Origin of the sequence: Streptomyces galbus, from assembly GCF_005280195.1 — a bacterium.
In the GTDB taxonomy this organism is placed as follows: domain Bacteria; phylum Actinomycetota; class Actinomycetes; order Streptomycetales; family Streptomycetaceae; genus Streptomyces; species Streptomyces galbus.
In genome coordinates this window covers 86,391-109,529 of sequence record NZ_SZPR01000023.1, presented here as the reverse complement: position 1 = coordinate 109,529, position 23,139 = coordinate 86,391, and the positions used below count along the sequence as shown (strand labels likewise).

Sequence of the window (23,139 nt, the reverse complement as noted above, 5' to 3'; positions counted from 1 at the left end):
TCCGGATGGTCCTGAACGTGCCAGTCATAAGATCACAACAGAGTCGTGTGCGTGCGGCCACAGAGTCGCACGTGCGCCACGAAGGGGGGAGGGGCGGGTGTCCGAGGAGTCCGGCGAACCCGGGGGATTGGCGGAATCCGGTGCGAGGACCGCGACGACCGTGCTGTCCGTCGTCATACCGATGTACGACGAGGAGGAAGCGCTGCCCGCCCTCGTCGGCAGGCTGCGCCCGGTCCTCGACGCCCTCGGCGTGCCGTACGAGCTCGTCGCCGTGGACGACGGCAGCACCGACCGCACCGCCGCCCTGCTCGCGGCCTTCCGGCTGGGCTGGCCCGAGCTGCGGGTCATAGGTCTGCGCCGCAACTGCGGCCACCAGGCCGCGCTGACCGCCGGGCTCGACCGGGCGGTGGGGGAGTACGTGGTCAGCCTGGACGCCGACCTCCAGGACCCGCCCGAGAAGATCCCCGAGATGCTGCGGCTGGCCCGGGAGGAGGGCCTGGACATCGTCTACGGCATCCGCGCCGACCGGGCCAGCGACACCGGCTTCAAGCGGTGGACGGCGGCCGGGTACTACCGGCTCGTGCGCCGGCTCGCGGGGCCGTCCGTGCCCGCGCAGGCGGGCGACTTCCGGCTGCTGAGCCGGGCCGCGGTGGACGCGCTGAAGGAGCTGCCGGACCAGCAGCGGGTCTACCGGCTGCTGGTGCCCTGGCTGGGGTTCCCCAGCGGGCGGGTCACCTACGAGCGGGCCGCGCGCACGGCCGGGCGCAGCAAGTATCCCCTGGGGCGGATGATCCGGCTCGCGGTGGACAGTGTGACGAGCTTCTCGGCGGCGCCGCTGCGGCTGGCCACCTGGCTCGGTGGCTGCGCGTTCCTGGTGTGCCTCGGTCTGATGGGGTACACGTTGGGGGCGTACGCCCTCGGCCGCACGGTCCCGGGGTGGACGTCCCTGTTCACCGGGGTGCTGTTCATCGGTGCCGTACAGCTCATCTGCGTGGGGCTGCTCGGCGAGTACGTGGCCCGCATCTACACGGCGGTGCAGAACCGGCCCTCGTACTACGTGAGCCACGACTCGGCCGAGGAATCCCCGGTCGCGCGCCGGCGTTCCCTGTGGTAAGGAGACGGGCTCTCCGGTTTCTGTTTTGACCGGAGTACGTGCGCTGGGTACGCTCAGACCTTGTGCCTGGGGTGTGCCCTGGCCCTTGTGCGTGCCTGCGAACCGCACACGGGGTCCCTGAGCGGCCACCGTAATCCGCGCTTTCCTCCACCCCGGTGGCGGGGGTCCGCGGGATTCGACACACCCGACCGCGTGGGTCGGCGACGTTCCAGGTTAGCTGTACCCATCGGCACACAGAAACCGGAGAAGTAGTGCCTACGATCCAGCAGCTGGTCCGCAAGGGCCGGCAGGACAAGGTCGAGAAGAACAAGACGCCCGCACTCGAGGGTTCTCCTCAGCGTCGGGGCGTCTGCACGCGTGTGTTCACGACCACCCCGAAGAAGCCGAACTCGGCCCTGCGTAAGGTCGCGCGTGTGCGTCTGACCAGCGGGATCGAGGTCACCGCTTACATTCCGGGTGAGGGACACAACCTGCAGGAGCACTCCATCGTGCTCGTGCGCGGCGGCCGTGTGAAGGACCTGCCGGGTGTTCGCTACAAGATCATCCGCGGCTCGCTCGACACCCAGGGTGTCAAGAACCGCAAGCAGGCTCGCAGCCGTTACGGCGCCAAGAAGGAGAAGTAAGAATGCCTCGTAAGGGCCCCGCCCCGAAGCGCCCGGTCATCATCGACCCGGTCTACGGTTCTCCTCTGGTGACCTCCCTCATCAACAAGGTGCTGCTGAACGGCAAGCGCTCCACCGCCGAGCGCATCGTCTACGGCGCCATGGAGGGCCTGCGCGACAAGACCGGCAACGACCCGGTCATCACGCTCAAGCGCGCTCTCGAGAACATCAAGCCGACCATCGAGGTCAAGTCCCGCCGTGTCGGTGGCGCCACCTACCAGGTCCCGATCGAGGTCAAGCCCGGTCGTGCCAACACCCTGGCGCTGCGCTGGCTCGTCGGTTACTCCCGCGCCCGTCGCGAGAAGACCATGACCGAGCGTCTGCTGAACGAGCTCCTCGACGCCAGCAACGGCCTGGGCGCCGCTGTGAAGAAGCGCGAGGACACGCACAAGATGGCCGAGTCCAACAAGGCCTTCGCGCACTACCGCTGGTAGTCGCAACCCACATCGAGACCGAGAGAAGACTGAAGCCTTATGGCTACCACTTCGCTTGACCTGGCCAAGGTGCGCAACATCGGCATCATGGCCCACATCGACGCGGGCAAGACGACCACCACCGAGCGGATCCTGTTCTACACCGGTGTGTCCTACAAGATCGGTGAGGTCCACGACGGCGCCGCCACCATGGACTGGATGGAGCAGGAGCAGGAGCGTGGCATCACGATCACCTCTGCTGCCACCACCTGTCACTGGTCGCTGGAAGACGTCGACCACACCATCAACATCATCGACACGCCGGGCCACGTGGACTTCACCGTCGAGGTGGAGCGCTCCCTGCGCGTGCTCGACGGTGCTGTCACGGTGTTCGACGGCGTCGCCGGCGTAGAGCCCCAGTCCGAGACGGTGTGGCGCCAGGCGGACCGCTACGGCGTTCCGCGCATCTGCTTCGTCAACAAGCTGGACCGCACCGGTGCCGAGTTCCACCGCTGCGTCGACATGATCACCGACCGCCTGGGCGCCCAGCCGCTCGTCATGCAGCTGCCGATCGGCGCCGAGGCGGACTTCAAGGGTGTCGTCGACCTGGTGAAGATGAAGGCCCTGGTCTGGTCCGCCGAGGCGACCAAGGGCGAGATGTACGACATCGTCGACATCCCGGCCACGCACACCGAGGCCGCCGAGGAATGGCGCGCCAAGCTGGTCGAGGCCGTCGCCGAGAACGACGAAGAGATCATGGAGCTGTACCTGGAGGGCGAGGAGCCCACCGAGGAGCAGCTGTACGCCGCGGTCCGTCGTATCACCATCGCGTCCGGCAAGGGCACCGGCACCACGGTGACCCCGGTGTTCTGCGGCACCGCGTTCAAGAACAAGGGCGTCCAGCCCCTGCTCGACGCGGTCGTGCGCTACCTGCCGTCCCCGGTCGACATCGAGGCCATCGAGGGCCACGACGTCAAGGACCCGGAGACGGTCATCAAGCGCAAGCCCTCGGACGACGAGCCGCTCTCCGCGCTGGCGTTCAAGATCATGAGCGACCCGCACCTGGGCAAGCTCACCTTCGTCCGCGTGTACTCCGGCCGCCTGCAGTCCGGCACCTCGGTGCTGAACTCCGTCAAGGGCCGCAAGGAGCGCATCGGCAAGATCTACCGCATGCACGCCAACAAGCGTGAGGAGATCGAGTCGGTGGGCGCCGGCGACATCGTCGCCGTCATGGGCCTGAAGCAGACCACCACCGGTGAGACGCTGTCCGACGAGAAGTCCCCGGTGATCCTGGAGTCCATGGACTTCCCGGCGCCGGTGATCCAGGTCGCCATCGAGCCCAAGTCGAAGGGCGACCAGGAGAAGCTGGGCGTCGCGATCCAGCGCCTGGCCGAGGAGGACCCGTCCTTCCAGGTCTCCACGAACGAGGAGACCGGCCAGACCATCATCGGCGGTATGGGCGAGCTGCACCTCGAGGTGCTGGTCGACCGCATGCGCCGTGAGTTCAAGGTCGAGGCCAACGTCGGCAAGCCGCAGGTCGCGTACCGCGAGACCATCCGCAAGGCTGTGGAGAAGGTCGAGTACACCCACAAGAAGCAGACCGGTGGTACCGGTCAGTTCGGTCGGGTCATCATCGCGGTCGAGCCGATCGAGAGCGGCGACACCTCGTACGAGTTCGTGAACAAGGTGACCGGTGGTCGCATCCCGAAGGAGTACATCCCTTCGGTGGACGCCGGCGCCCAGGAGGCCATGCAGTTCGGCATCCTCGCGGGCTACGAGATGACCGGCGTGCGCGTCACGCTGCTCGACGGTGCCTACCACGAGGTGGACTCCTCCGAGCTCGCGTTCAAGATCGCCGGCTCGCAGGCCTTCAAGGAGGCCGCGCGCAAGGCCAGCCCCGTGCTGCTCGAGCCGATGATGGCCGTCGAGGTCACCACGCCCGAGGACTACATGGGTGACGTCATCGGCGACATCAACTCCCGCCGTGGCCAGATCCAGGCCATGGAGGAGCGGGCCGGTGCCCGCGTCGTGAAGGGTCTCGTGCCCCTCTCGGAGATGTTCGGTTACGTCGGCGACCTGCGCAGCAAGACGTCCGGCCGCGCCAGCTACTCCATGCAGTTCGACTCCTACGCCGAGGTTCCCCGGAACGTCGCCGAGGAGATCATCGCGAAGGCCAAGGGCGAGTAACGCACCGCGTTCCGACGCCTTAGGCTTGACCCCGGAGCCTCGCGGGGCAAACGCCCGAAAAAGGTGTTTGCCCCGGGGCCCGGGACTTAACAGCAAAGATCACCTGGCGCCGATGAAGTAAGGCGTACCAGAACCACTCCCAGGAGGACCCCAGTGGCGAAGGCGAAGTTCGAGCGGACTAAGCCGCACGTCAACATCGGCACCATCGGTCACATCGACCACGGTAAGACGACCCTCACGGCCGCCATTACCAAGGTGCTGCACGACGCGTACCCGGACCTGAACGAGGCCACCGCGTTCGACAACATCGACAAGGCGCCCGAGGAGCGTCAGCGCGGTATCACCATCTCCATCGCGCACGTCGAGTACCAGACGGAGACCCGTCACTACGCCCACGTCGACTGCCCCGGTCACGCGGACTACATCAAGAACATGATCACGGGTGCGGCGCAGATGGACGGCGCCATCCTCGTGGTCGCCGCCACCGACGGCCCGATGCCGCAGACCAAGGAGCACGTGCTCCTGGCCCGCCAGGTCGGCGTTCCGTACATCGTCGTCGCCCTGAACAAGGCCGACATGGTGGACGACGAGGAGATCATGGAGCTCGTCGAGCTCGAGGTCCGTGAGCTCCTGTCCGAGTACGAGTTCCCGGGCGACGACCTGCCGGTCGTCCGCGTCTCCGCGCTGAAGGCGCTGGAGGGCGACGCCCAGTGGACGCAGTCCGTCCTCGACCTGATGAAGGCCGTCGACGAGTCCATCCCGGAGCCCGAGCGTGACGTCGACAAGCCGTTCCTGATGCCGATCGAGGACGTCTTCACGATCACCGGTCGCGGTACGGTCGTCACCGGCCGTATCGAGCGTGGTGTCCTCAAGGTCAACGAGACCGTCGACATCATCGGCATCAAGACCGAGAAGACCACCACCACGGTCACCGGCATCGAGATGTTCCGCAAGCTGCTCGACGAGGGCCAGGCCGGTGAGAACGTCGGTCTGCTGCTCCGCGGCATCAAGCGCGAGGACGTCGAGCGCGGCCAGGTCATCATCAAGCCGGGCTCGGTCACCCCGCACACCGAGTTCGAGGCCCAGGCCTACATCCTGTCGAAGGACGAGGGTGGCCGTCACACCCCGTTCTTCAACAACTACCGCCCGCAGTTCTACTTCCGTACCACGGACGTGACCGGCGTCGTGCACCTCCCCGAGGGCACCGAGATGGTCATGCCGGGCGACAACACCGAGATGCGCGTCGAGCTGATCCAGCCCGTCGCCATGGAGGAGGGCCTGAAGTTCGCCATCCGTGAGGGTGGCCGGACCGTCGGCGCCGGCCAGGTCATCAAGATCGTCAAGTAAGTTCCGCTTGCTTGGGGTCTGTTGACCCGGTAGCTCCATCCGCGAGCACCTGAGGGGGCCCGTACGACTCGTTCGTACGGGCCCTTTCGCATGCCCCGGCGCGATGCCGGCGCGGTCCCGGGCGGGGCCGTGTAGTCCTCAGGGGGGACACCGGGTCCGTCCAGGGGCCAAGGCGCCGTTCGTGCTCCCGGCGGACGCCGGACGCGTCCGCGGCCGCAAGGGTGGAGGCATGGACACCGCCGTGCTTGTCGTCGTCGCCGTCGTCGTCGTGCTGGCCGGCTCCCTGCTCACCCTGACCACGGAGCCGCCGTTCCCGCTGGTGCTGGCCGTCGTCGTGGCCAGCTTCCCGCTGGGCACGGCCCTGCTCGCCCTGGAGCCGCTGTGCGGGCACGGGCTGGCCGGGCAGTGGTGCGTGCGGCTCGGCCTGATCGGGCTGGGCGCGGGCGTGGTGAGCCTGGCCGTCGGCCGCCGCACGGGACGGGGCCCCGTCGCCCGGCGCCGGCCCCGTACGCCCTCCGGGACGCGGTCGGCGGGCCAGGGACGCGGGGGCGCCGGCCGGCGCTCCTGGGGGAGTTCCTGAGCCGTCGCGTCAACCCGGCGCGCCGAGGAGCGTGCGGATGGGGCGGAATCGCTGGTGCGGCCCCCGGGGGAGCGGCAGGGTCCCTAGGCTGACGGTGCCCGGCGGCGGCCGGGGCCGCTCCACCGCACCGCACGACGGCATCCACGGCACGGAGGACAGATGTTGCCGACCGGCTACGCGACGGACTTCGTCGCGGACTCGTCGCTGTTCCACGCCATGTTCCGCTTCGTCCGCCGCGCCCAGCAGCGCTGGCCCGGACTGCACGTGGACGGGGAGCCGCTGCCGCCGGACGCCCTCGAGGACTGGCACCTGCCGGAGCCCGGGGAGGACGGCCGCCCGTCGGCCGTCACGTTCTCCCCGGGCCGGCCGGGGGAGGGCGCCGGCCACGGCCCGGACGCCGCGGGACAGGGTGCCTACGCCGTCTTCTACCGGGCCCACCGTCAGCCGCTCGGGGAGGTCCTCTACGCGGTCAGCGTGGTGACACCGGCGGACCCGGACACCGACCCGTTCTCCCGCGACGTCGTGCGGGACTTCCTGGAGGCCTTCGAGGGCAGCCGCCCGGGAGCCGTGCGCCACGCGTGAGGCCGGGCGGCGTGCGCCCGGCCTTGTGTTTGACGTACGTCACTCGCGGGGTATTCTCTCCGGCTCGATTGGCCAGGCCCCCGTTCCTTGTGGCAGACTGTCCGAGTTGCTCGGTCGAGTGTTGATGCTGTGCGCCTCCCGCCGGGGGGACCGGAAGCGAGTCCCACAGTACTCGTCGCCCTAACTGCCTCATGGCAGCGCTGGGGCGGACGTACGGGAATCTTCCGGGAAGTGTGGTGCGGCACCGGCCAGGCGCCCGGTGGGCCTTCGCCCCCGGTCTGCGGTTCCGGTAGGGCCGTGTGCATTCCCCGCAGGGATGTTCGAACAAGGGACATCTGTGTCAGCGGGAGCGCGACACGCCCGACCGCGTGGGTCGGAGGAGAAGGCGGAACCACCGGGTTCCGGAGCGTAAGAGAGACAGGACTACTGAGTAGCCATGGCGGGACAGAAGATCCGCATCCGGCTCAAGGCCTACGACCACGAGGTCATCGACTCCTCGGCGAAGAAGATCGTCGAGACGGTGACCCGTACCGGTGCGTCGGTCGCGGGCCCGGTGCCGCTGCCCACTGAGAAGAACGTGTACTGCGTCATCAAGTCGCCGCACAAGTACAAGGACTCGCGCGAGCACTTCGAGATGCGCACGCACAAGCGCCTGATCGACATCCTCGACCCGACCCCCAAGACCGTTGACTCTCTGATGCGACTCGACCTGCCGGCCGGTGTCGACATCGAGATCAAGCTCTGAGGCCGGTGATCTGAACGATGGCTAAGCAGATCAAGGGCATCCTGGGCGAGAAGCTCGGCATGACGCAGGTGTGGGACGAGAACAACCGTGTTGTTCCGGTCACCGTCGTCAAGGCCGGCCCCAACGTCGTCACCCAGGTCCGCACGAACGACGTCGACGGCTACGAGTCCGTCCAGATCGCGTTCGGCGAGATCGACCCGCGCAAGGTGAACAAGCCCCTCAAGGGCCACTTCGCCAAGGCCGACGTCACTCCCCGCCGCCACCTCGTCGAGATCCGTACCGCTGACGCCAGCGAGTACACCCTCGGCCAGGAGATCACCGCTGAGGTGTTCGAGGCCGGCATCAAGGTCGACGTGACCGGCAAGAGCAAGGGCAAGGGCTTCGCCGGTGTCATGAAGCGTCACAACTTCAAGGGCCTCGGCGCCGGACACGGCACCCAGCGCAAGCACCGCTCGCCCGGTTCCATCGGTGGCTGTGCCACCCCGGGCCGTGTGTTCAAGGGCCTCCGCATGGCGGGTCGCATGGGCAACGAGCGCGTCACCACCCAGAACCTGACCGTCCACGCCGTTGACGCGGAGAAGGGTCTGCTGCTCATCAAGGGCGCGGTTCCCGGTCCGAACGGCGGCCTCGTCCTGGTCCGCACCGCGGCCAAGGGGGCCTGAGGTACCGATGAGCACTGTTGACATCCTTTCGCCTGCCGGCGAGAAGACCGGTAGCGTCGAGCTCCCCGCGGAGATCTTCGGCGTGGAGAAGGTCAGCATCCCGCTGATCCACCAGGTCGTCGTCGCGCAGAACGCGGCTGCCCGTCAGGGCACGCACAAGACCAAGACCCGTGGCGAGGTCCGTGGTGGCGGCAAGAAGCCGTACCGCCAGAAGGGCACCGGCCGCGCCCGCCAGGGCTCGACCCGCGCGCCGCAGTTCGCCGGTGGTGGCGTCGTGCACGGTCCCGTGCCGCGCGACTACTCGCAGCGCACCCCGAAGAAGATGAAGGCCGCCGCCCTGCGGCACGCCCTCACCGACCGGGCCCGCGCGAACCGCATCCACGTCGTCTCCGGCGTGATCGAGGGCGAGACCCCGTCCACCAAGGCCGCGAAGAGCCTGTTCGGCAAGATCTCGGAGCGCAAGAACCTGCTCCTGGTCGTCGAGCGCGCCGACGAGGCCGCGTGGCTGTCCGCCCGCAACCTGCCCCAGGTCCACATCCTGGAGCCGGGCCAGCTGAACACGTACGACGTGATCGTCTCGGACGACGTGGTCTTCACCCAGGCCGCTCTCGAGTCCTTCGTCGCCGGCCCGAAGGCCACCGACACCGAAGGGAGCGAGGCCTGATGGCTACGCGTCACCCGAGCATTGCCTCCAAGGCTGCGAAGGCCGCCAAGGCCGCGCGCGTCGCGAAGGCGCGCCGCCACGCCGCCGAGGGCAAGAACACCGTCGTCACCCCGGTGAGCAAGGCGTACACGGACCCCCGTGACGTCCTGCTGAAGCCGGTCGTGTCCGAGAAGAGCTACGCGCTGCTCGACGACAACAAGTACACGTTCGTCGTCGACCCGCGGGCCAACAAGACCCAGATCAAGGAGGCCGTCCAGGCGGTCTTCTCGGTCAAGGTCACCGGGGTCAACACGATCAACCGCCAGGGCAAGCGCAAGCGGACCCGCACCGGCTTCGGCCAGCGCGCGGCCACCAAGCGCGCGATCGTGACCCTCGCCGAGGGCGACCGTATCGACATCTTCGGCGGTCCGACCTCCTGACGGAGGTCCGGATCGTTCGATATCGGACGAGGACTGAGAAATGGGTATCCGCAAGTACAAGCCGACGACTCCGGGCCGTCGTGGCTCCAGCGTCGCCGACTTCGTCGAGGTCACGCGGTCCACGCCGGAGAAGTCGCTGGTCCGTCCCCTGCACAGCAAGGGCGGCCGTAACAATTCCGGTCGTGTGACCGTCCGCCACCAGGGCGGTGGCCACAAGCGCGCCTACCGCGTGATCGACTTCCGTCGTCACGACAAGGACGGCGTGCCGGCGAAGGTCGCGCACATCGAGTACGACCCGAACCGCACCGCGCGCATCGCGCTCCTGCACTACGCGGACGGCGAGAAGCGCTACATCCTGGCCCCCAAGGGCCTCAACCAGGGCGACCGGATCGAGAACGGCCCGTCGGCCGACATCAAGCCCGGCAACAACCTGGCGCTGCGCAACATCCCGGTCGGTACGACGATCCACTCCGTGGAGCTTCGTCCGGGTGGCGGCGCCAAGTTCGCCCGCTCCGCCGGTGCCTCCGTGCAGCTGCTCGCGAAGGAGGGCTCGATGGCCCACCTCCGCATGCCCTCCGGTGAGATCCGCCTGGTCGACCAGCGCTGCCGCGCCACGGTCGGCGAGGTCGGCAACGCCGAGCAGAGCAACATCAACTGGGGCAAGGCCGGCCGCAAGCGCTGGCTGGGCGTCCGCCCGACCGTTCGCGGTGTGGCGATGAACCCGGTTGACCACCCCCACGGTGGTGGTGAGGGCAAGACCTCCGGTGGTCGCCACCCGGTCAGCCCCTGGGGTCAGAAGGAAGGTCGTACTCGTTCTCCCAAGAAGGCGAGCAACAAGTACATCGTCCGCCGCCGCAAGACGAACAAGAAGCGCTAAGGACGGGTTGAGATGCCTCGTAGCTTGAAGAAGGGGCCCTTCGTCGACGACCACCTCATCAAGAAGGTGGACGCTCAGAACGAAGCCGGCACCAAGAACGTCATCAAGACCTGGTCCCGGCGCTCCATGATCATCCCGGCGATGCTCGGGCACACGATCGCGGTGCACAACGGCAAGACCCACATCCCGGTGTTCGTCACCGAGTCGATGGTCGGCCACAAGCTCGGCGAGTTCTCGCCGACGCGTACCTTCCGGGGTCACGTCAAGGAAGACCGGAAGTCGAAGCGCCGCTAGCAGCGGATCGCATTCAGACACGTAAGTAACTGAAGGGACAACCATGGAAGCCAGGGCCCAGGCGCGGTACATCCGCGTCACGCCCATGAAGGCCCGCCGCGTGGTGGACCTCATCCGTGGCATGGACGCCACGGAGGCCCAGGCCGTCCTGCGATTCGCTCCGCAGGCCGCCTCGGTGCCGGTGGGCAAGGTGCTGGACAGCGCCATCGCCAACGCCGCGCACAACTACGACCACACCGACGCCGACAGCCTCTACATCTCCGAGGCCTACGTCGACGAGGGCCCGACCCTGAAGCGGTTCCGGCCGCGTGCCCAGGGCCGCGCCTACCGGATCCGCAAGCGGACCAGCCACATCACCGTGGTCGTCAGCAGCAAGGAAGGAACCCGGTAATGGGCCAGAAGGTAAACCCGCACGGGTTCCGGCTCGGCATCACCACCGACTTCAAGTCGCGCTGGTACGCCGACAAGCTGTACAAGGACTACGTCAAGGAAGACGTCGCCATCCGTCGGATGATGACGTCCGGCATGGAGCGCGCCGGCATCTCCAAGGTCGAGATCGAGCGCACCCGTGACCGCGTGCGGGTGGACATCCACACCGCTCGTCCGGGCATCGTCATCGGCCGCCGTGGCGCCGAGGCCGACCGCATCCGCGGCGACCTCGAGAAGCTCACCGGCAAGCAGGTCCAGCTGAACATCCTCGAGGTCAAGAACCCCGAGACGGACGCTCAGCTCGTGGCCCAGGCCGTCGCCGAGCAGCTCTCCTCCCGCGTCTCCTTCCGTCGGGCCATGCGCAAGAGCATGCAGTCCGCCATGAAGGCCGGCGCCAAGGGCATCAAGATCCAGTGCGGTGGCCGCCTCGGCGGCGCCGAGATGTCCCGCTCGGAGTTCTACCGCGAGGGCCGCGTGCCCCTGCACACGCTCCGCGCGAACGTGGACTACGGCTTCTTCGAGGCCAAGACGACCTTCGGCCGCATCGGCGTGAAGGTCTGGATCTACAAGGGCGACGTGAAGAACATCGCCGAGGTCCGCGCCGAGAACGCTGCCGCCCGTGCGGGTAACCGCCCGGCCCGCGGTGGCGCCGACCGCCCGGCCCGTGGTGGCCGCGGTGGCGAGCGGCGCGGTCGCAAGCCGCAGCAGCAGGCTCCGGCTGCCGAGGCCCCCCAGGCCGACGCGCCCGCCGCCGCTCCGGCTGAGAGCACCGGAACGGAGGCCTGACCACCATGCTGATCCCCCGTAGGGTCAAGCACCGCAAGCAGCACCACCCCAAGCGCAACGGCATGTCCAAGGGTGGCACGCAGGTTGCGTTCGGCGAGTACGGCATCCAGGCGCTGACCCCGGCCTACGTGACGAACCGCCAGATCGAGGCGGCCCGTATCGCGATGACCCGCCACATCAAGCGTGGCGGCAAGGTCTGGATCAACATCTACCCGGACCGTCCCCTCACCAAGAAGCCGGCCGAGACCCGCATGGGTTCCGGTAAGGGTTCTCCGGAGTGGTGGATCGCCAACGTCAAGCCCGGACGCGTCATGTTCGAGCTGTCGTACCCCAACGAGAAGATCGCCCGTGAGGCGCTGACGCGTGCGGCCCACAAGCTGCCGATGAAGTGCCGGATCGTCAAGCGCGAGGCAGGTGAAGCGTGATGTCGGCCGGTACCAAGGCGTCCGAGCTGCGCGAGCTGGGCAACGAGGAGCTTCTGAACAAGCTCCGCGAGGCCAAGGAAGAGCTGTTCAACCTCCGCTTCCAGGCGGCCACGGGTCAGCTCGAAAACCACGGTCGGCTCAAGGCCGTCCGTAAGGACATCGCGCGGATCTACACCCTGATGCGCGAGCGTGAGCTGGGCATCGAAACGGTGGAGAACGCATGAGCGAGAGCAACGTGACTGAGAACAAGGAAGCGCGCGGCTTCCGCAAGACCCGCGAGGGTCTCGTCGTCAGCGACAAGATGGACAAGACCGTCGTCGTCGCCGTCGAGGACCGTGTGAAGCACGCGCTGTACGGCAAGGTCATCCGCCGTACGAACAAGCTCAAGGCGCACGACGAGCAGAACGCCGCGGGTGTCGGCGACCGCGTCCTCCTGATGGAGACCCGGCCGCTGTCCGCGACGAAGCGCTGGCGCGTCGTCGAGATCCTCGAGAAGGCCAAGTAATTCCTGCGGGGCAGACCCCGCAGGAGAGTTCCGCCAGGCTCCGGGGGCCGTTGAGAAGCGGCCCCCGGGGAACCGGCAGACGATCAGGAGATAGACGTGATCCAGCAGGAGTCGCGACTGCGCGTCGCCGACAACACGGGGGCGAAGGAAATCCTTTGCATCCGTGTGCTCGGTGGCTCCGGTCGCCGCTACGCGGGCATCGGTGACGTCATCGTCGCCACCGTCAAGGACGCGATCCCCGGTGGCAACGTGAAGAAGGGTGACGTCGTCAAGGCGGTCATCGTTCGCACCGTCAAGGAGCGCCGCCGTCCGGACGGCTCGTACATCCGCTTCGACGAGAACGCCGCCGTCATTCTGAAGAACGACGGCGACCCTCGCGGCACCCGCATCTTCGGCCCGGTCGGGCGTGAGCTGCGCGAGAAGAAGTTCATGAAGATCATCTCGCTGGCTCCGGAGGTGCTGTAAGCATGAAGATCAAGAAGGGCGACCTGGTCCAGGTCATCACCGGTAAGGACAAGGGCAAGCAGGGCAAGGTCATCGCGGCCTTCCCCCGCGAGGACCGCGTCCTGGTCGAGGGTGTCAACCGGGTCAAGAAGCACACGAAGGCCGGTCCGACCGCTCGCGGTTCCCAGGCCGGCGGCATCGTCACGACCGAGGCCCCGATCCACGTCTCCAACGTCCAGCTGGTCGTGGAGAAGGACGGCAACAAGGTCGTCACGCGTGTCGGTTACCGCTTCGACGACGAGGGCAACAAGATCCGCGTTGCCAAGCGGACGGGTGAGGACATCTGATGGCTACCACCACCGTGACTCCGCGTCTGAAGCAGAAGTACCGCGAGGAGATCATCCAGAAGCTGCGTGACCAGTTCCAGTACGCGAACGTCATGCAGGTTCCGGGCCTCGTCAAGATCGTGGTCAACATGGGTGTCGGCGACGCCGCCCGTGACTCGAAGCTCATCGAGGGCGCGATCCGCGACCTGACCACCATCACCGGTCAGAAGCCGGCCGTCACCAAGGCCCGCAAGTCCATCGCGCAGTTCAAGCTGCGCGAGGGTCAGCCGATCGGTGCCCACGTCACGCTCCGTGGCGACCGCATGTGGGAGTTCCTGGACCGCACCCTGTCGCTGGCGCTCCCGCGCATCCGCGACTTCCGCGGCCTGTCCCCCAAGCAGTTCGACGGCCGTGGCAACTACACCTTCGGTCTCACGGAGCAGGTCATGTTCCACGAGATCGACCAGGACAAGATCGACCGCGTCCGGGGTATGGACATCACCGTGGTCACCACGGCGACCAACGACGAAGAGGGCCGCGCGCTCCTCCGTCACCTCGGCTTCCCGTTCAAGGAGGCGTGAGCGAGATGGCGAAGAAGGCTCTCATCGCGAAGGCTGCTCGCAAGCCCAAGTTCGGTGTGCGCGCGTACACCCGCTGCCAGCGCTGCGGCCGTCCGCACTCCGTGTACCGCAAGTTCGGCCTCTGCCGCGTGTGCCTTCGTGAGATGGCTCACCGCGGCGAGCTGCCGGGCGTGACCAAGAGCTCCTGGTAGTCCCCGACTTAGGGACTCCAAGGCTCTCGGTAAGCAGTACGGGCGGTCGGACGCCCACCTCGCATGCCTTAGGCTTGTGGGGTTGGGCGTCTGCCGCCGCCCGTACACCCGCGGGCACGACCCGCTAACGTTTGCTTACTACGCCGTAGGTCCACCGCGCCGCACCCGTCCCGTCTCGGATCGGGGAGAGGGATGGCGCACCAGGAAACCCCGGCGAGAGAGGCCGAAGGCCAATTCATGACCATGACTGATCCGATCGCAGACATGCTCACGCGTCTGCGTAACGCGAACTCGGCGTACCACGACTCGGTGTCGATGCCGCACTCCAAGATCAAGTCGCACATCGCGGAGATCCTCCAGCAGGAGGGCTTCATCACGGGCTGGAAGGTCGAGGACGCCGAGGTCGGCAAGAACCTCGTTCTCGAGCTGAAGTTCGGCCCGAACCGTGAGCGCTCCATCGCGGGCATCAAGCGGATCTCCAAGCCCGGTCTCCGGGTGTACGCGAAGTCCACCAACCTGCCGAAGGTGCTCGGCGGCCTGGGCGTGGCCATCATCTCCACGTCGCACGGGCTCCTCACCGACAAGCAGGCCGGCAAGAAGGGCGTGGGTGGGGAAGTCCTCGCCTACGTCTGGTAGCGGAAGGGAACGGAGGAAACAGCTATGTCGCGCATCGGCAAGCTCCCCATCGCGGTTCCCGCCGGCGTGGACGTCACCATCGACGGCCGCACGGTCAAGGTCAAGGGCCCCAAGGGCGAGCTGACCCACACCGTCGCTGCTCCGATCGACATCGCCAAGGGCGAAGACGGCACCCTGCAGGTGACCCGCCCCAACGACGAGCGTCAGAGCAAGGCCCTGCACGGCCTGTCCCGCACGCTGGTGGCGAACATGATCACCGGCGTGACCCAGGGTTACGTGAAGAAGCTCGAAATCAGTGGTGTCGGTTACCGCGTGACCGCCAAGGGCTCGAACCTCGAGTTCGCGCTCGGTTACAGCCACCCGATCACGGTCGAGGCCCCCGAGGGCATCACCTTCAAGGTCGACACCCCGACCCGTTTCCAGGTCGAGGGCATCGACAAGCAGAAGGTCGGCGAGGTCGCGGCCAACATCCGCAAGCTGCGCAAGCCCGACCCGTACAAGGCCAAGGGCGTCAAGTACGAGGGCGAAGTCATCCGCCGCAAGGTCGGAAAGGCGGGTAAGTAAGCCATGGCATACGGGCAGAAGATCCTCAAGGGCGACGCCTACAAGCGCGCCGCGATCAAGCGCCGTCACATCCGGATCCGCAAGCGGATCGCCGGTACGGCGGAGCGCCCCCGTCTGGTCGTGACCCGCTCCAACCGCCACATCGTGGCGCAGGTGATCGACGACCTGAAGGGCCACACCCTGGCGTCGGCGTCCACCCTGGACGCGTCGATCCGTGGTGGCGAGGGCGACAAGTCCGCGCAGGCCAAGCAGGTCGGCGCCCTGGTCGCCGAGCGTGCCAAGGCCGCCGGTGTCGAGGCCGTCGTGTTCGACCGTGGTGGCAACCAGTACGCCGGGCGCATCGCCGCCCTGGCGGACGCCGCCCGCGAAGCCGGGCTCAAGTTCTGAGCCGCTTGTAGCTAGCGGAAAGAGAGAGGTAATCCAATGGCTGGACCCCAGCGCCGCGGAAGCGGTGCCGGTGGCGGCGAGCGGCGGGACCGGAAGGGCCGTGACGGCGGCGCTGCTGCCGCCGAGAAGACCGCGTACGTTGAGCGCGTCGTCGCGATCAACCGCGTCGCCAAGGTTGTGAAGGGTGGTCGTCGCTTCAGCTTCACCGCGCTGGTCGTGGTGGGCGACGGTGACGGCACCGTGGGTGTCGGATACGGCAAGGCCAAGGAGGTGCCGGCCGCCATCGCCAAGGGTGTTGAGGAGGCCAAGAAGCACTTCTTCAAGGTCCCCCGCATCCAGGGCACCATCCCGCACCCCATCCAGGGTGAGAAGGCGGCCGGTGTCGTGCTGCTCAAGCCGGCGTCCCCCGGTACCGGTGTGATCGCCGGTGGTCCGGTGCGTGCCGTGCTCGAGTGCGCCGGTATCCACGACGTGCTGTCGAAGTCGCTCGGCTCCGACAACGCGATCAACATCGTGCACGCGACCGTGGAGGCCCTCAAGGGCCTGCAGCGTCCCGAGGAGATCGCGGCCCGCCGCGGTCTGCCCCTCGAGGACGTCGCCCCCGCGGCCCTCCTTCGTGCGCGTGCCGGGGCGGGTGCGTAATCATGGCGCAGCTCAAGATCACGCAGACGAAGTCCTACATCGGCAGCAAGCAGAACCACCGTGACACCTTGCGTTCCCTGGGCCTCAAGCGCCTGGGTGACGTGGTCGTCAAGGAGGACCGCCCCGAGTTCCGCGGCATGGTGCACACCGTCCGCCACCTCGTGACGGTCGAGGAGGTCGACTGATCATGGCGGAGCAGAACCCGCTCAAGATCCACAACCTCCGTCCCGCCCCGGGCGCCAAGACCGCCAAGACCCGTGTCGGTCGTGGTGAGGCGTCGAAGGGTAAGACGGCCGGTCGTGGTACCAAGGGCACGAAGGCCCGTTACCAGGTTCCGGAGCGCTTCGAGGGTGGCCAGATGCCCCTCCACATGCGCCTCCCGAAGCTGAAGGGCTTCAAGAACCCGTTCAAGACCGAGTACCAGGTCGTGAACCTCGACAAGCTGGCCGCGCTCTACCCCGAGGGTGGCGAGGTCACCGTCGAGGGTCTGGTGGCCAAGGGCGCCGTTCGCAAGAACGCGCTGGTCAAGGTGCTCGGCCAGGGCGAGATCTCCGTGGCGCTGCAGGTGACGGTCGACGCCGTCTCCGGCTCCGCCAAGGAGAAGATCACCGCCGCCGGCGGTACTGTCACCGAGCTCGTCTGAACCCCTCAGGCGCCTCGATGACGTGAACGATCCCGACCGGGGATACCCCATAAAAGGGGTATCCCCGGTTGGTCGTTCCGAGGGAGCTGTGTCGCGGGTAAGGTGGCCTGCGCTGTTCTCTATTCGTATTCGTCGAACCTCAAGACCGTCACCCTTGACGCAGATGCGCGGGGGTCGCAGGAGGCACCGTGCTCACCGCGTTCGCCCGGGCGTTCAGGACGCCCGACCTGCGCAAGAAGCTGCTCTTCACGCTCGCCATCATCGTGGTGTACCGGGTGGGTACGCACATCCCGATCCCGGGCGTCGACTACAAGAACGTCCAGGAGTGCGTGGACCAGGCGTCCGGCAACCAGGGCCTCTTCGGTCTGGTCAACATGTTCAGCGGCGGCGCACTGCTCCAGATCACGGTCTTCGCGCTGGGCATCATGCCGTACATCACGGCGAGCATCATCCTCCAGCTGCTGACCGTGGTCATCCCGCGCCTGGAAGCGCTCAAGAAGGAGGGCCAGGCCGGTACCGCGAAGATCACGCAGTACACCCGGTACCTCACCGTGGCGCTCGCCATCCTGCAGGGCACCGGCCTGGTGGCCACCGCCCGCAGCGGCGCCCTGTTCTCCGGGTGCACGGTCGCGAGCCAGATCGTCCCGGACCGCGCGATCTTCACCACCATCACCATGGTCATCTGCATGACCGCGGGCACGGCCGTCGTGATGTGGCTCGGTGAGCTCATCACCGACCGCGGCATCGGCAACGGCATGTCGATCCTGATGTTCATCTCGATCGCCGCGACCTTCCCGTCCGCGCTGTGGGCCATCAAGAAGCAGGGCACGCTGGCCGGCGGCTGGATCGAGTTCGGCACCGTGATCCTGGTCGGCCTGGTCATGGTCGGCCTGGTGGTCTTCGTCGAGCAGGCCCAGCGCCGCATCCCCGTGCAGTACGCGAAGCGCATGATCGGGCGCCGGTCCTACGGCGGTACCTCGACGTACATCCCGCTGAAGGTGAACCAGGCCGGTGTGATCCCGGTCATCTTCGCCTCGTCGCTGCTCTACATCCCCGCCCTGATCGCACAGTTCTCCAAGAACGACTCCGGCTGGAAGCGCTGGATCGAACAGAACCTGGTCAAGGGCGACCACCCGATCTACATCACTCTGTACTTCTTGCTCATCGTGTTCTTCGCGTTCTTCTACGTGGCGATCTCCTTCAACCCCGAGGAAGTCGCGGACAACATGAAGAAGTATGGTGGCTTCATCCCGGGCATCCGGGCTGGCCGACCGACCGCTGAGTACCTGTCGTACGTGCTCAACCGGATCACCTGGCCGGGTTCGCTGTATCTGGGACTGATCGCTCTCGTACCGACGATGGCGTTGGTTGGCTTCGGGGCAAGCCAGAACTTCCCGTTCGGCGGGACCTCCATCCTGATCATCGTGGGTGTGGGTCTCGAGACGGTGAAGCAGATCGAGAGCCAGCTCCAGCAGCGCAATTACGAAGGGTTCCTCCGCTGATGCGTATCGTCCTCGTCGGGCCGCCGGGTGCCGGTAAGGGAACGCAGGCCACGCGCCTCGCAGAGAAGCTGCGTGTGCCCCACATCTCCACCGGTGATCTGTTCCGCGCCAACATCAGCGGGCAGACGGAACTCGGCAAGCTCGCGAAGTCCTACATGGACGCCGGCAACCTCGTCCCCGACGAGGTGACGATCGCGATGGCCAAGGACCGCATGGAGCAGCCGGACGCCGCGAACGGCTTCCTGCTCGACGGGTTCCCGCGGAACGTCTCCCAGGCCGAGGCGCTGGACGAACTGCTGGAGACCGAGCGGATCAAGCTGGACGCCGTGCTGGACCTCGAGGCCCCCGAGGAGGAGGTCGTCAAGCGGATCGCCGGCCGGCGCGTCTGCCGCAACGACTCCGCGCACGTCTTCCACGTGACGTACAAGAAGCCGGCCCGCGAGGGCGTGTGCGACGTGTGCGGCGGCGAGCTGTACCAGCGCGACGACGACTCCGAGGAGACCGTCCGCAAGCGGCTGGAGGTCTACCACACGCAGACCGAGCCGATCATCGACTACTACAAGGCCCAGGGCCTGGTCGTGACGATCGACTCCATGGGTCCGGTGGAAGAGGTCACGGGCCGTGCGCTGACGGCGCTGAAGCGCGACGGCGACGACCGGTAGTCGTCGGTCGTCTGCGGCCGTGACGCCCCTGCGGGTGTCACGGCCGTAGTGTTGTGCAGGTAACCGGTTGACGCGAGTGACGGAGAGCGCAGGCCCCCCATGGTGCAGATCAAGAGCCCCGAGCAGATCGCCAGGATGCGTGCGGCGGGGCTGGTCGTCGCCGCGATCCACGCCGCCACGCGGGAGGCGGCCGTCCCGGGTGCCTCCACCAAGGACCTGGACGAGGTGGCCCGCAAGGTGCTCGCCGAGCACGGCGCCAAGTCGAACTTCCTGGGTTACGGCGGGTTCCCGGCGACCATCTGCACCTCGGTCAACGACGTGGTGGTGCACGGCATCCCGTCCGAGGACGTCGTCCTGAAGGACGGCGACGTCATCTCCATCGACTGCGGCGCGATCGTCGACGGCTGGCACGGCGACGCGGCCTACACGGCCTTCGTGGGCTCCGGTCACGCCCCGGAGCTGCTGGAGCTCTCCCGGGTGACGGAGGAGTCCATGTGGGCCGGCATCGCGGCCATGAAGCAGGGCAACCGGCTCGTCGACGTCTCCCGGGCCATCGAGACCTACATCCGCCGCCAGCCCAAGCCGGGCGGCGGCCGGTACGGGATCATCGAGGACTACGGCGGCCACGGCATCGGCACCGAGATGCACATGGACCCGCACCTGCTGAACTACGTCGACCGGCGCCGCGGCAAGGGCCCCAAGCTGGTGCCCGGCTTCTGCCTCGCGATCGAGCCGATGGTGTCGCTCGGCACCCCGAAGACCCGCGTGCTGTCCGACGACTGGACGGTCATCACCACCGACGGCACCTGGTCCTCCCACTGGGAGCACTCCGTGGCGCTGACCGAGGAGGGCCCGCTGGTGCTCACGGCCCCCGACGGCGGCCGCGCCAAGCTGGCCGAGCTGGGTGTCACGGCGGCCCCGGACCCGCTCGGCTGAACGGTCCTCCCGCGCCGAACCTTCTCCGGTACGCCCCGCATGGTGATCTCCCCTGCGGGGCAGACTTCCCCGATTCGTCTTTCCGGGTGCGCTGACGTAGACTGACTCGTCGGCTCTCGTGCACCCGCATGTCTGCATGCGTGCGTACGGGGTCGATCAAGGTAGTCGATTCGAAGGGCGAAGCGTGGCCAAGAAGCAAGGTGCCATCGAGATCGAGGGCACTGTCGTCGAGTCTCTTCCGAACGCCATGTTCAGGGTCGAGCTCCAGAACGGCCACCAGGTCCTGGCACACATCAGCGGCAAGATGCGCATGCACTACATCCGCATCCTCCCTGACGACCGGGTCGTGGTGGAGCTGTCTCCGTACGACCTGACGCGTGGCCGGATCGTCTACCGGTACAAGTAGATCTTGCCCCACGTCCCGCCCTCGGGCGGGGCCGCCGGCAACTGACCCGGAGAACCTCACATCCCATGAAGGTCAAGCCGAGCGTCAAGAAGATCTGCGACAAGTGCAGGGTGATCCGCCGTCACGGCCGGGTCATGATCATTTGCGAGAACCCGCGCCACAAGCAGCGCCAGGGCTGATCGCAAGATCGCACACCCTCTGCACCTCTGCCGCAGAGTTTCGCGCGACGCGAGCTGAATTTGTTCATACGCAGAACCCAGGTCCCTCGGGCCTGACACCCCCGGTTCGGAGGCCGGGGACCCGTTCCGTACCTCATACGGCGGCCGGGAACCGGTTCTGTGGAAGACCTCCGAAGATCACCAGGAGCCATTGAATGGCACGCGTTTCCGGTGTCGACATCCCGCGCGAAAAGCGCGTGGAGATCGCCCTGACCTACGTGTTCGGCATCGGCCGGACGCTCTCGAAGGAGACGCTGGCCGCGACCGGCGTCGACCCGAACACCCGTGTTCGGGACCTCACCGAAGAGCAGCTCGTCGCGATCCGCGAGTACGTCGACAACAACATCAAGACCGAGGGTGACCTCCGTCGCGAGATCCAGGCCGACATCCGCCGCAAGGTCGAGATCGGTACCTACCAGGGTCTCCGTCACCGTCGCGGTCTGCCCGTCCGCGGTCAGCGCACCAGCACCAACGCCCGTACCCGCAAGGGCCCGCGTCGCGCCATCGCCGGCAAGAAGAAGCCGGGCAAGAAGTAGTCCGCAGCGGACACCTGTCCACGGTCTTCGCTGTAGGACCGACCACCTCCCGTAGGAGTTAGTAGATGCCCCCCAAGGGTCGTCAGGGCGCTGCCAAGAAGGTGCGCCGCAAGGAAAAGAAGAACGTCGCGCACGGCCAGGCGCACATCAAGAGCACGTTCAACAACACGATCGTGTCCATCACGGACCCGAGCGGCAACGTGATCTCCTGGGCCTCCGCCGGCCACGTCGGCTTCAAGGGCTCCCGCAAGTCCACGCCGTTCGCCGCGCAGATGGCCGCCGAGTCGGCTGCCCGCCGCGCCCAGGAGCACGGCATGCGCAAGGTCGACGTGTTCGTCAAGGGTCCGGGTGCCGGTCGTGAGACCGCGATCCGCTCCCTGCAGGCCACGGGCCTCGAGGTCGGCTCCATCCAGGACGTCACCCCGACCCCGCACAACGGCTGCCGTCCGCCGAAGCGTCGTCGCGTCTGACCTCGCTTCACCGGGTGTTCCGGGCGGTACGGCTCCGTGAAAGGGCCGTGCCGCCCGTACCCTTGCAGTACCCGCGTTCCTCACGGGCGCGGTTCCCGTCGGGCGTCAAATAGCGGGCGTCCACGAATGAAGGATCTGATCCCCACATGCTGATCGCTCAGCGTCCCTCGTTGACCGAAGAGGTCGTCGACGAGTTCCGCTCCCGGTTCGTGATCGAGCCGCTGGAGCCGGGCTTCGGCTACACCCTCGGCAACTCCCTCCGCCGGACCCTGCTGTCCTCCATCCCCGGTGCGGCTGTCACCAGCATCCGCATCGACGGTGTCCTGCACGAGTTCACCACCGTGCCGGGCGTCAAGGAGGACGTCACCGACCTGATCCTCAACATCAAGCAGCTGGTCGTCTCCTCGGAGCACGACGAGCCGGTCGTGATGTACCTGCGCAAGCAGGGCCCGGGTCTGGTCACCGCCGCCGACATCGCGCCCCCGGCCGGTGTCGAGGTGCACAACCCCGACCTCGTCCTCGCCACGCTCAACGGCAAGGGCAAGCTGGAGATGGAGCTGACCGTCGAGCGCGGTCGCGGCTACGTCTCCGCCGTGCAGAACAAGCAGGTGGGCCAGGAGATCGGCCGTATCCCGGTCGACTCCATCTACTCGCCGGTGCTCAAGGTCACGTACAAGGTCGAGGCCACGCGTGTCGAGCAGCGCACCGACTTCGACAAGCTGATCGTCGACGTCGAGACCAAGCAGGCCATGCGTCCCCGTGACGCCATGGCGTCGGCCGGCAAGACCCTGGTCGAGCTGTTCGGTCTGGCGCGCGAGCTCAACATCGACGCCGAGGGCATCGACATGGGCCCGTCCCCGACGGACGCCGCCCTGGCCGCCGACCTGGCGCTGCCGATCGAGGAGCTGGAGCTCACGGTCCGCTCCTACAACTGCCTCAAGCGCGAGGGCATCCACTCCGTGGGTGAGCTCGTGGCGCGGTCCGAGGCGGACCTGCTGGACATCCGCAACTTCGGTGCGAAGTCCATCGACGAGGTCAAGGCGAAGCTGGCCGGCATGGGCCTGGCCCTCAAGGACAGCCCGCCCGGATTCGACCCCACCGCCGCCGCCGACGCCTTCGGCGCCGACGACGACGCGGACGCGGGCTTCGTGGAGACCGAGCAGTACTGAGAGCTCCGCGGGGAGGCTGTACTGCGTCCGCGGGCCGGCTGTGACTGGTCGCGCGGTTCCCCGCGCCCCTTCCGGGAGCGTCCCCTGCGGGGACGTCTCCCGGATCTTCGACAGGCGACCGCCTGCTCGGATACT

36 protein-coding genes are annotated in these 23,139 nt (G+C 67.3%); all 36 read left to right on the top strand.

Annotation, left to right across the window (positions count from 1 at the left end; translation table 11 throughout):
* The first annotated feature begins 97 nt into the window (after positions 1–97).
* A complete protein-coding gene (locus E4U92_RS27665) occupies positions 98–1,114 on the top strand; it encodes a glycosyltransferase family 2 protein (protein ID WP_373311677.1) in 1,017 nt (338 codons plus the stop codon).
* A 251-nt stretch (positions 1,115–1,365) separates the two neighbouring features.
* Positions 1,366–1,737, top strand: coding sequence for a 30S ribosomal protein S12 (gene rpsL, locus E4U92_RS27660; protein WP_003948652.1), 372 nt, complete (start codon positions 1,366–1,368; stop codon positions 1,735–1,737).
* Positions 1,738–1,739: 2 nt separating this feature from the next.
* Complete coding sequence (gene rpsG / locus E4U92_RS27655) at positions 1,740–2,210, top strand: 30S ribosomal protein S7 (protein WP_130441039.1); 471 nt, start codon at positions 1,740–1,742, stop codon at positions 2,208–2,210.
* Between the two features lie 39 nt (positions 2,211–2,249).
* Entirely contained in the window at positions 2,250–4,376 is a 2,127-nt protein-coding gene (fusA, locus tag E4U92_RS27650) for an elongation factor G (protein ID WP_067240368.1), read from the top strand.
* Positions 4,377–4,529: 153 nt separating this feature from the next.
* Positions 4,530–5,723, top strand: coding sequence for an elongation factor Tu (tuf, locus tag E4U92_RS27645; protein WP_067240366.1), 1,194 nt, complete (start codon positions 4,530–4,532; stop codon positions 5,721–5,723).
* 229 nt (positions 5,724–5,952) lie between these two features.
* Positions 5,953–6,303: a hypothetical protein gene (locus E4U92_RS27640; protein WP_137303160.1), complete on the top strand. Its 351-nt coding sequence runs from the start codon at positions 5,953–5,955 to the stop codon at positions 6,301–6,303.
* 159 nt (positions 6,304–6,462) lie between these two features.
* Positions 6,463–6,885 (top strand): hypothetical protein, encoded by a 423-nt coding sequence (locus E4U92_RS27635; RefSeq protein ID WP_137303159.1) that lies wholly within the window; start codon positions 6,463–6,465, stop codon positions 6,883–6,885.
* A 436-nt stretch (positions 6,886–7,321) separates the two neighbouring features.
* Positions 7,322–7,630, top strand: a complete 309-nt coding sequence (gene rpsJ / locus E4U92_RS27630; RefSeq protein WP_003948644.1) for a 30S ribosomal protein S10 — start codon at positions 7,322–7,324, stop codon at positions 7,628–7,630.
* A gap of 17 nt (positions 7,631–7,647) precedes the next feature.
* Positions 7,648–8,292: a 50S ribosomal protein L3 gene (rplC, locus tag E4U92_RS27625; protein WP_020135811.1), complete on the top strand. Its 645-nt coding sequence runs from the start codon at positions 7,648–7,650 to the stop codon at positions 8,290–8,292.
* 7 nt (positions 8,293–8,299) lie between these two features.
* Complete coding sequence (gene rplD, locus E4U92_RS27620) at positions 8,300–8,956, top strand: 50S ribosomal protein L4 (RefSeq protein WP_137303158.1); 657 nt, start codon at positions 8,300–8,302, stop codon at positions 8,954–8,956.
* Positions 8,956–9,375, top strand: a complete 420-nt coding sequence (gene rplW / locus E4U92_RS27615) for a 50S ribosomal protein L23 (protein WP_137303157.1) — start codon at positions 8,956–8,958, stop codon at positions 9,373–9,375. Before rplD ends, rplW begins: the two co-directional genes overlap by 1 nt.
* Positions 9,376–9,415: 40 nt before the next feature.
* On the top strand, positions 9,416–10,252 hold the full coding sequence (gene rplB, locus E4U92_RS27610; RefSeq protein ID WP_067240357.1) for a 50S ribosomal protein L2: 837 nt from the start codon (positions 9,416–9,418) through the stop codon (positions 10,250–10,252).
* A gap of 12 nt (positions 10,253–10,264) precedes the next feature.
* Positions 10,265–10,546 (top strand): 30S ribosomal protein S19, encoded by a 282-nt coding sequence (rpsS, locus tag E4U92_RS27605; protein ID WP_137303156.1) that lies wholly within the window; start codon positions 10,265–10,267, stop codon positions 10,544–10,546.
* A gap of 43 nt (positions 10,547–10,589) precedes the next feature.
* Positions 10,590–10,937, top strand: a complete 348-nt coding sequence (gene rplV, locus E4U92_RS27600; RefSeq protein WP_019329637.1) for a 50S ribosomal protein L22 — start codon at positions 10,590–10,592, stop codon at positions 10,935–10,937.
* Positions 10,937–11,761, top strand: coding sequence for a 30S ribosomal protein S3 (gene rpsC, locus E4U92_RS27595; RefSeq protein WP_067240354.1), 825 nt, complete (start codon positions 10,937–10,939; stop codon positions 11,759–11,761). The genes rplV and rpsC overlap by 1 nt, the downstream gene beginning before the upstream one ends.
* A 5-nt stretch (positions 11,762–11,766) precedes the next feature.
* The gene (gene rplP, locus E4U92_RS27590) at positions 11,767–12,186 is read left to right on the top strand and encodes a 50S ribosomal protein L16 (RefSeq protein ID WP_009190136.1); all 420 of its coding nucleotides are present in this window, start codon (positions 11,767–11,769) and stop codon (positions 12,184–12,186) included.
* Positions 12,186–12,410, top strand: coding sequence for a 50S ribosomal protein L29 (gene rpmC, locus E4U92_RS27585; protein ID WP_059079052.1), 225 nt, complete (start codon positions 12,186–12,188; stop codon positions 12,408–12,410). The genes rplP and rpmC overlap by 1 nt, the downstream gene beginning before the upstream one ends.
* Positions 12,407–12,691 (top strand): 30S ribosomal protein S17, encoded by a 285-nt coding sequence (gene rpsQ / locus E4U92_RS27580; RefSeq protein WP_039656223.1) that lies wholly within the window; start codon positions 12,407–12,409, stop codon positions 12,689–12,691. Before rpmC ends, rpsQ begins: the two co-directional genes overlap by 4 nt.
* Positions 12,692–12,787: 96 nt before the next feature.
* On the top strand, positions 12,788–13,156 hold the full coding sequence (gene rplN, locus E4U92_RS27575) for a 50S ribosomal protein L14 (RefSeq protein ID WP_003998823.1): 369 nt from the start codon (positions 12,788–12,790) through the stop codon (positions 13,154–13,156).
* A 2-nt stretch (positions 13,157–13,158) separates the two neighbouring features.
* Entirely contained in the window at positions 13,159–13,482 is a 324-nt protein-coding gene (rplX, locus tag E4U92_RS27570; protein ID WP_003992365.1) for a 50S ribosomal protein L24, read from the top strand.
* On the top strand, positions 13,482–14,042 hold the full coding sequence (gene rplE, locus E4U92_RS27565; RefSeq protein ID WP_137303155.1) for a 50S ribosomal protein L5: 561 nt from the start codon (positions 13,482–13,484) through the stop codon (positions 14,040–14,042). The genes rplX and rplE overlap by 1 nt, the downstream gene beginning before the upstream one ends.
* A gap of 5 nt (positions 14,043–14,047) precedes the next feature.
* Entirely contained in the window at positions 14,048–14,233 is a 186-nt protein-coding gene (locus E4U92_RS27560; RefSeq protein ID WP_003956452.1) for a type Z 30S ribosomal protein S14, read from the top strand.
* Between the two features lie 237 nt (positions 14,234–14,470).
* A complete protein-coding gene (gene rpsH / locus E4U92_RS27550; protein WP_014674378.1) occupies positions 14,471–14,869 on the top strand; it encodes a 30S ribosomal protein S8 in 399 nt (132 codons plus the stop codon).
* Between the two features lie 24 nt (positions 14,870–14,893).
* Positions 14,894–15,433 carry a 50S ribosomal protein L6 gene (gene rplF / locus E4U92_RS27545; RefSeq protein ID WP_137303154.1) on the top strand — a complete coding sequence of 180 codons (540 nt, stop codon included), beginning with the start codon at positions 14,894–14,896 and terminating at the stop codon, positions 15,431–15,433.
* A 3-nt stretch (positions 15,434–15,436) separates the two neighbouring features.
* Complete coding sequence (gene rplR / locus E4U92_RS27540) at positions 15,437–15,820, top strand: 50S ribosomal protein L18 (RefSeq protein WP_067240348.1); 384 nt, start codon at positions 15,437–15,439, stop codon at positions 15,818–15,820.
* A 36-nt stretch (positions 15,821–15,856) separates the two neighbouring features.
* A complete protein-coding gene (rpsE, locus tag E4U92_RS27535) occupies positions 15,857–16,462 on the top strand; it encodes a 30S ribosomal protein S5 (protein WP_019753099.1) in 606 nt (201 codons plus the stop codon).
* A gap of 2 nt (positions 16,463–16,464) precedes the next feature.
* Positions 16,465–16,647, top strand: a complete 183-nt coding sequence (rpmD, locus tag E4U92_RS27530; protein WP_009190145.1) for a 50S ribosomal protein L30 — start codon at positions 16,465–16,467, stop codon at positions 16,645–16,647.
* Between the two features lie 2 nt (positions 16,648–16,649).
* Positions 16,650–17,105 (top strand): 50S ribosomal protein L15, encoded by a 456-nt coding sequence (rplO, locus tag E4U92_RS27525; RefSeq protein WP_059127184.1) that lies wholly within the window; start codon positions 16,650–16,652, stop codon positions 17,103–17,105.
* 188 nt (positions 17,106–17,293) lie between these two features.
* Positions 17,294–18,607 (top strand): preprotein translocase subunit SecY, encoded by a 1,314-nt coding sequence (gene secY, locus E4U92_RS27520; RefSeq protein WP_137303153.1) that lies wholly within the window; start codon positions 17,294–17,296, stop codon positions 18,605–18,607.
* On the top strand, positions 18,607–19,269 hold the full coding sequence (locus tag E4U92_RS27515) for an adenylate kinase (protein WP_137303152.1): 663 nt from the start codon (positions 18,607–18,609) through the stop codon (positions 19,267–19,269). The genes secY and E4U92_RS27515 overlap by 1 nt, the downstream gene beginning before the upstream one ends.
* A 99-nt stretch (positions 19,270–19,368) precedes the next feature.
* Positions 19,369–20,205, top strand: coding sequence for a type I methionyl aminopeptidase (map, locus tag E4U92_RS27510; protein ID WP_137303151.1), 837 nt, complete (start codon positions 19,369–19,371; stop codon positions 20,203–20,205).
* Positions 20,206–20,389: 184 nt separating this feature from the next.
* Positions 20,390–20,611, top strand: coding sequence for a translation initiation factor IF-1 (gene infA, locus E4U92_RS27505; protein WP_004927214.1), 222 nt, complete (start codon positions 20,390–20,392; stop codon positions 20,609–20,611).
* 65 nt (positions 20,612–20,676) lie between these two features.
* Positions 20,677–20,790, top strand: a complete 114-nt coding sequence (gene rpmJ, locus E4U92_RS27500; protein WP_004984509.1) for a 50S ribosomal protein L36 — start codon at positions 20,677–20,679, stop codon at positions 20,788–20,790.
* 194 nt (positions 20,791–20,984) lie between these two features.
* Complete coding sequence (gene rpsM / locus E4U92_RS27495) at positions 20,985–21,365, top strand: 30S ribosomal protein S13 (protein WP_067240336.1); 381 nt, start codon at positions 20,985–20,987, stop codon at positions 21,363–21,365.
* 65 nt (positions 21,366–21,430) lie between these two features.
* On the top strand, positions 21,431–21,835 hold the full coding sequence (gene rpsK, locus E4U92_RS27490) for a 30S ribosomal protein S11 (protein ID WP_055718826.1): 405 nt from the start codon (positions 21,431–21,433) through the stop codon (positions 21,833–21,835).
* Between the two features lie 146 nt (positions 21,836–21,981).
* Positions 21,982–23,004 (top strand): DNA-directed RNA polymerase subunit alpha, encoded by a 1,023-nt coding sequence (locus E4U92_RS27485; RefSeq protein WP_003966937.1) that lies wholly within the window; start codon positions 21,982–21,984, stop codon positions 23,002–23,004.
* The last annotated feature ends 135 nt before the right edge of the window (positions 23,005–23,139 follow it).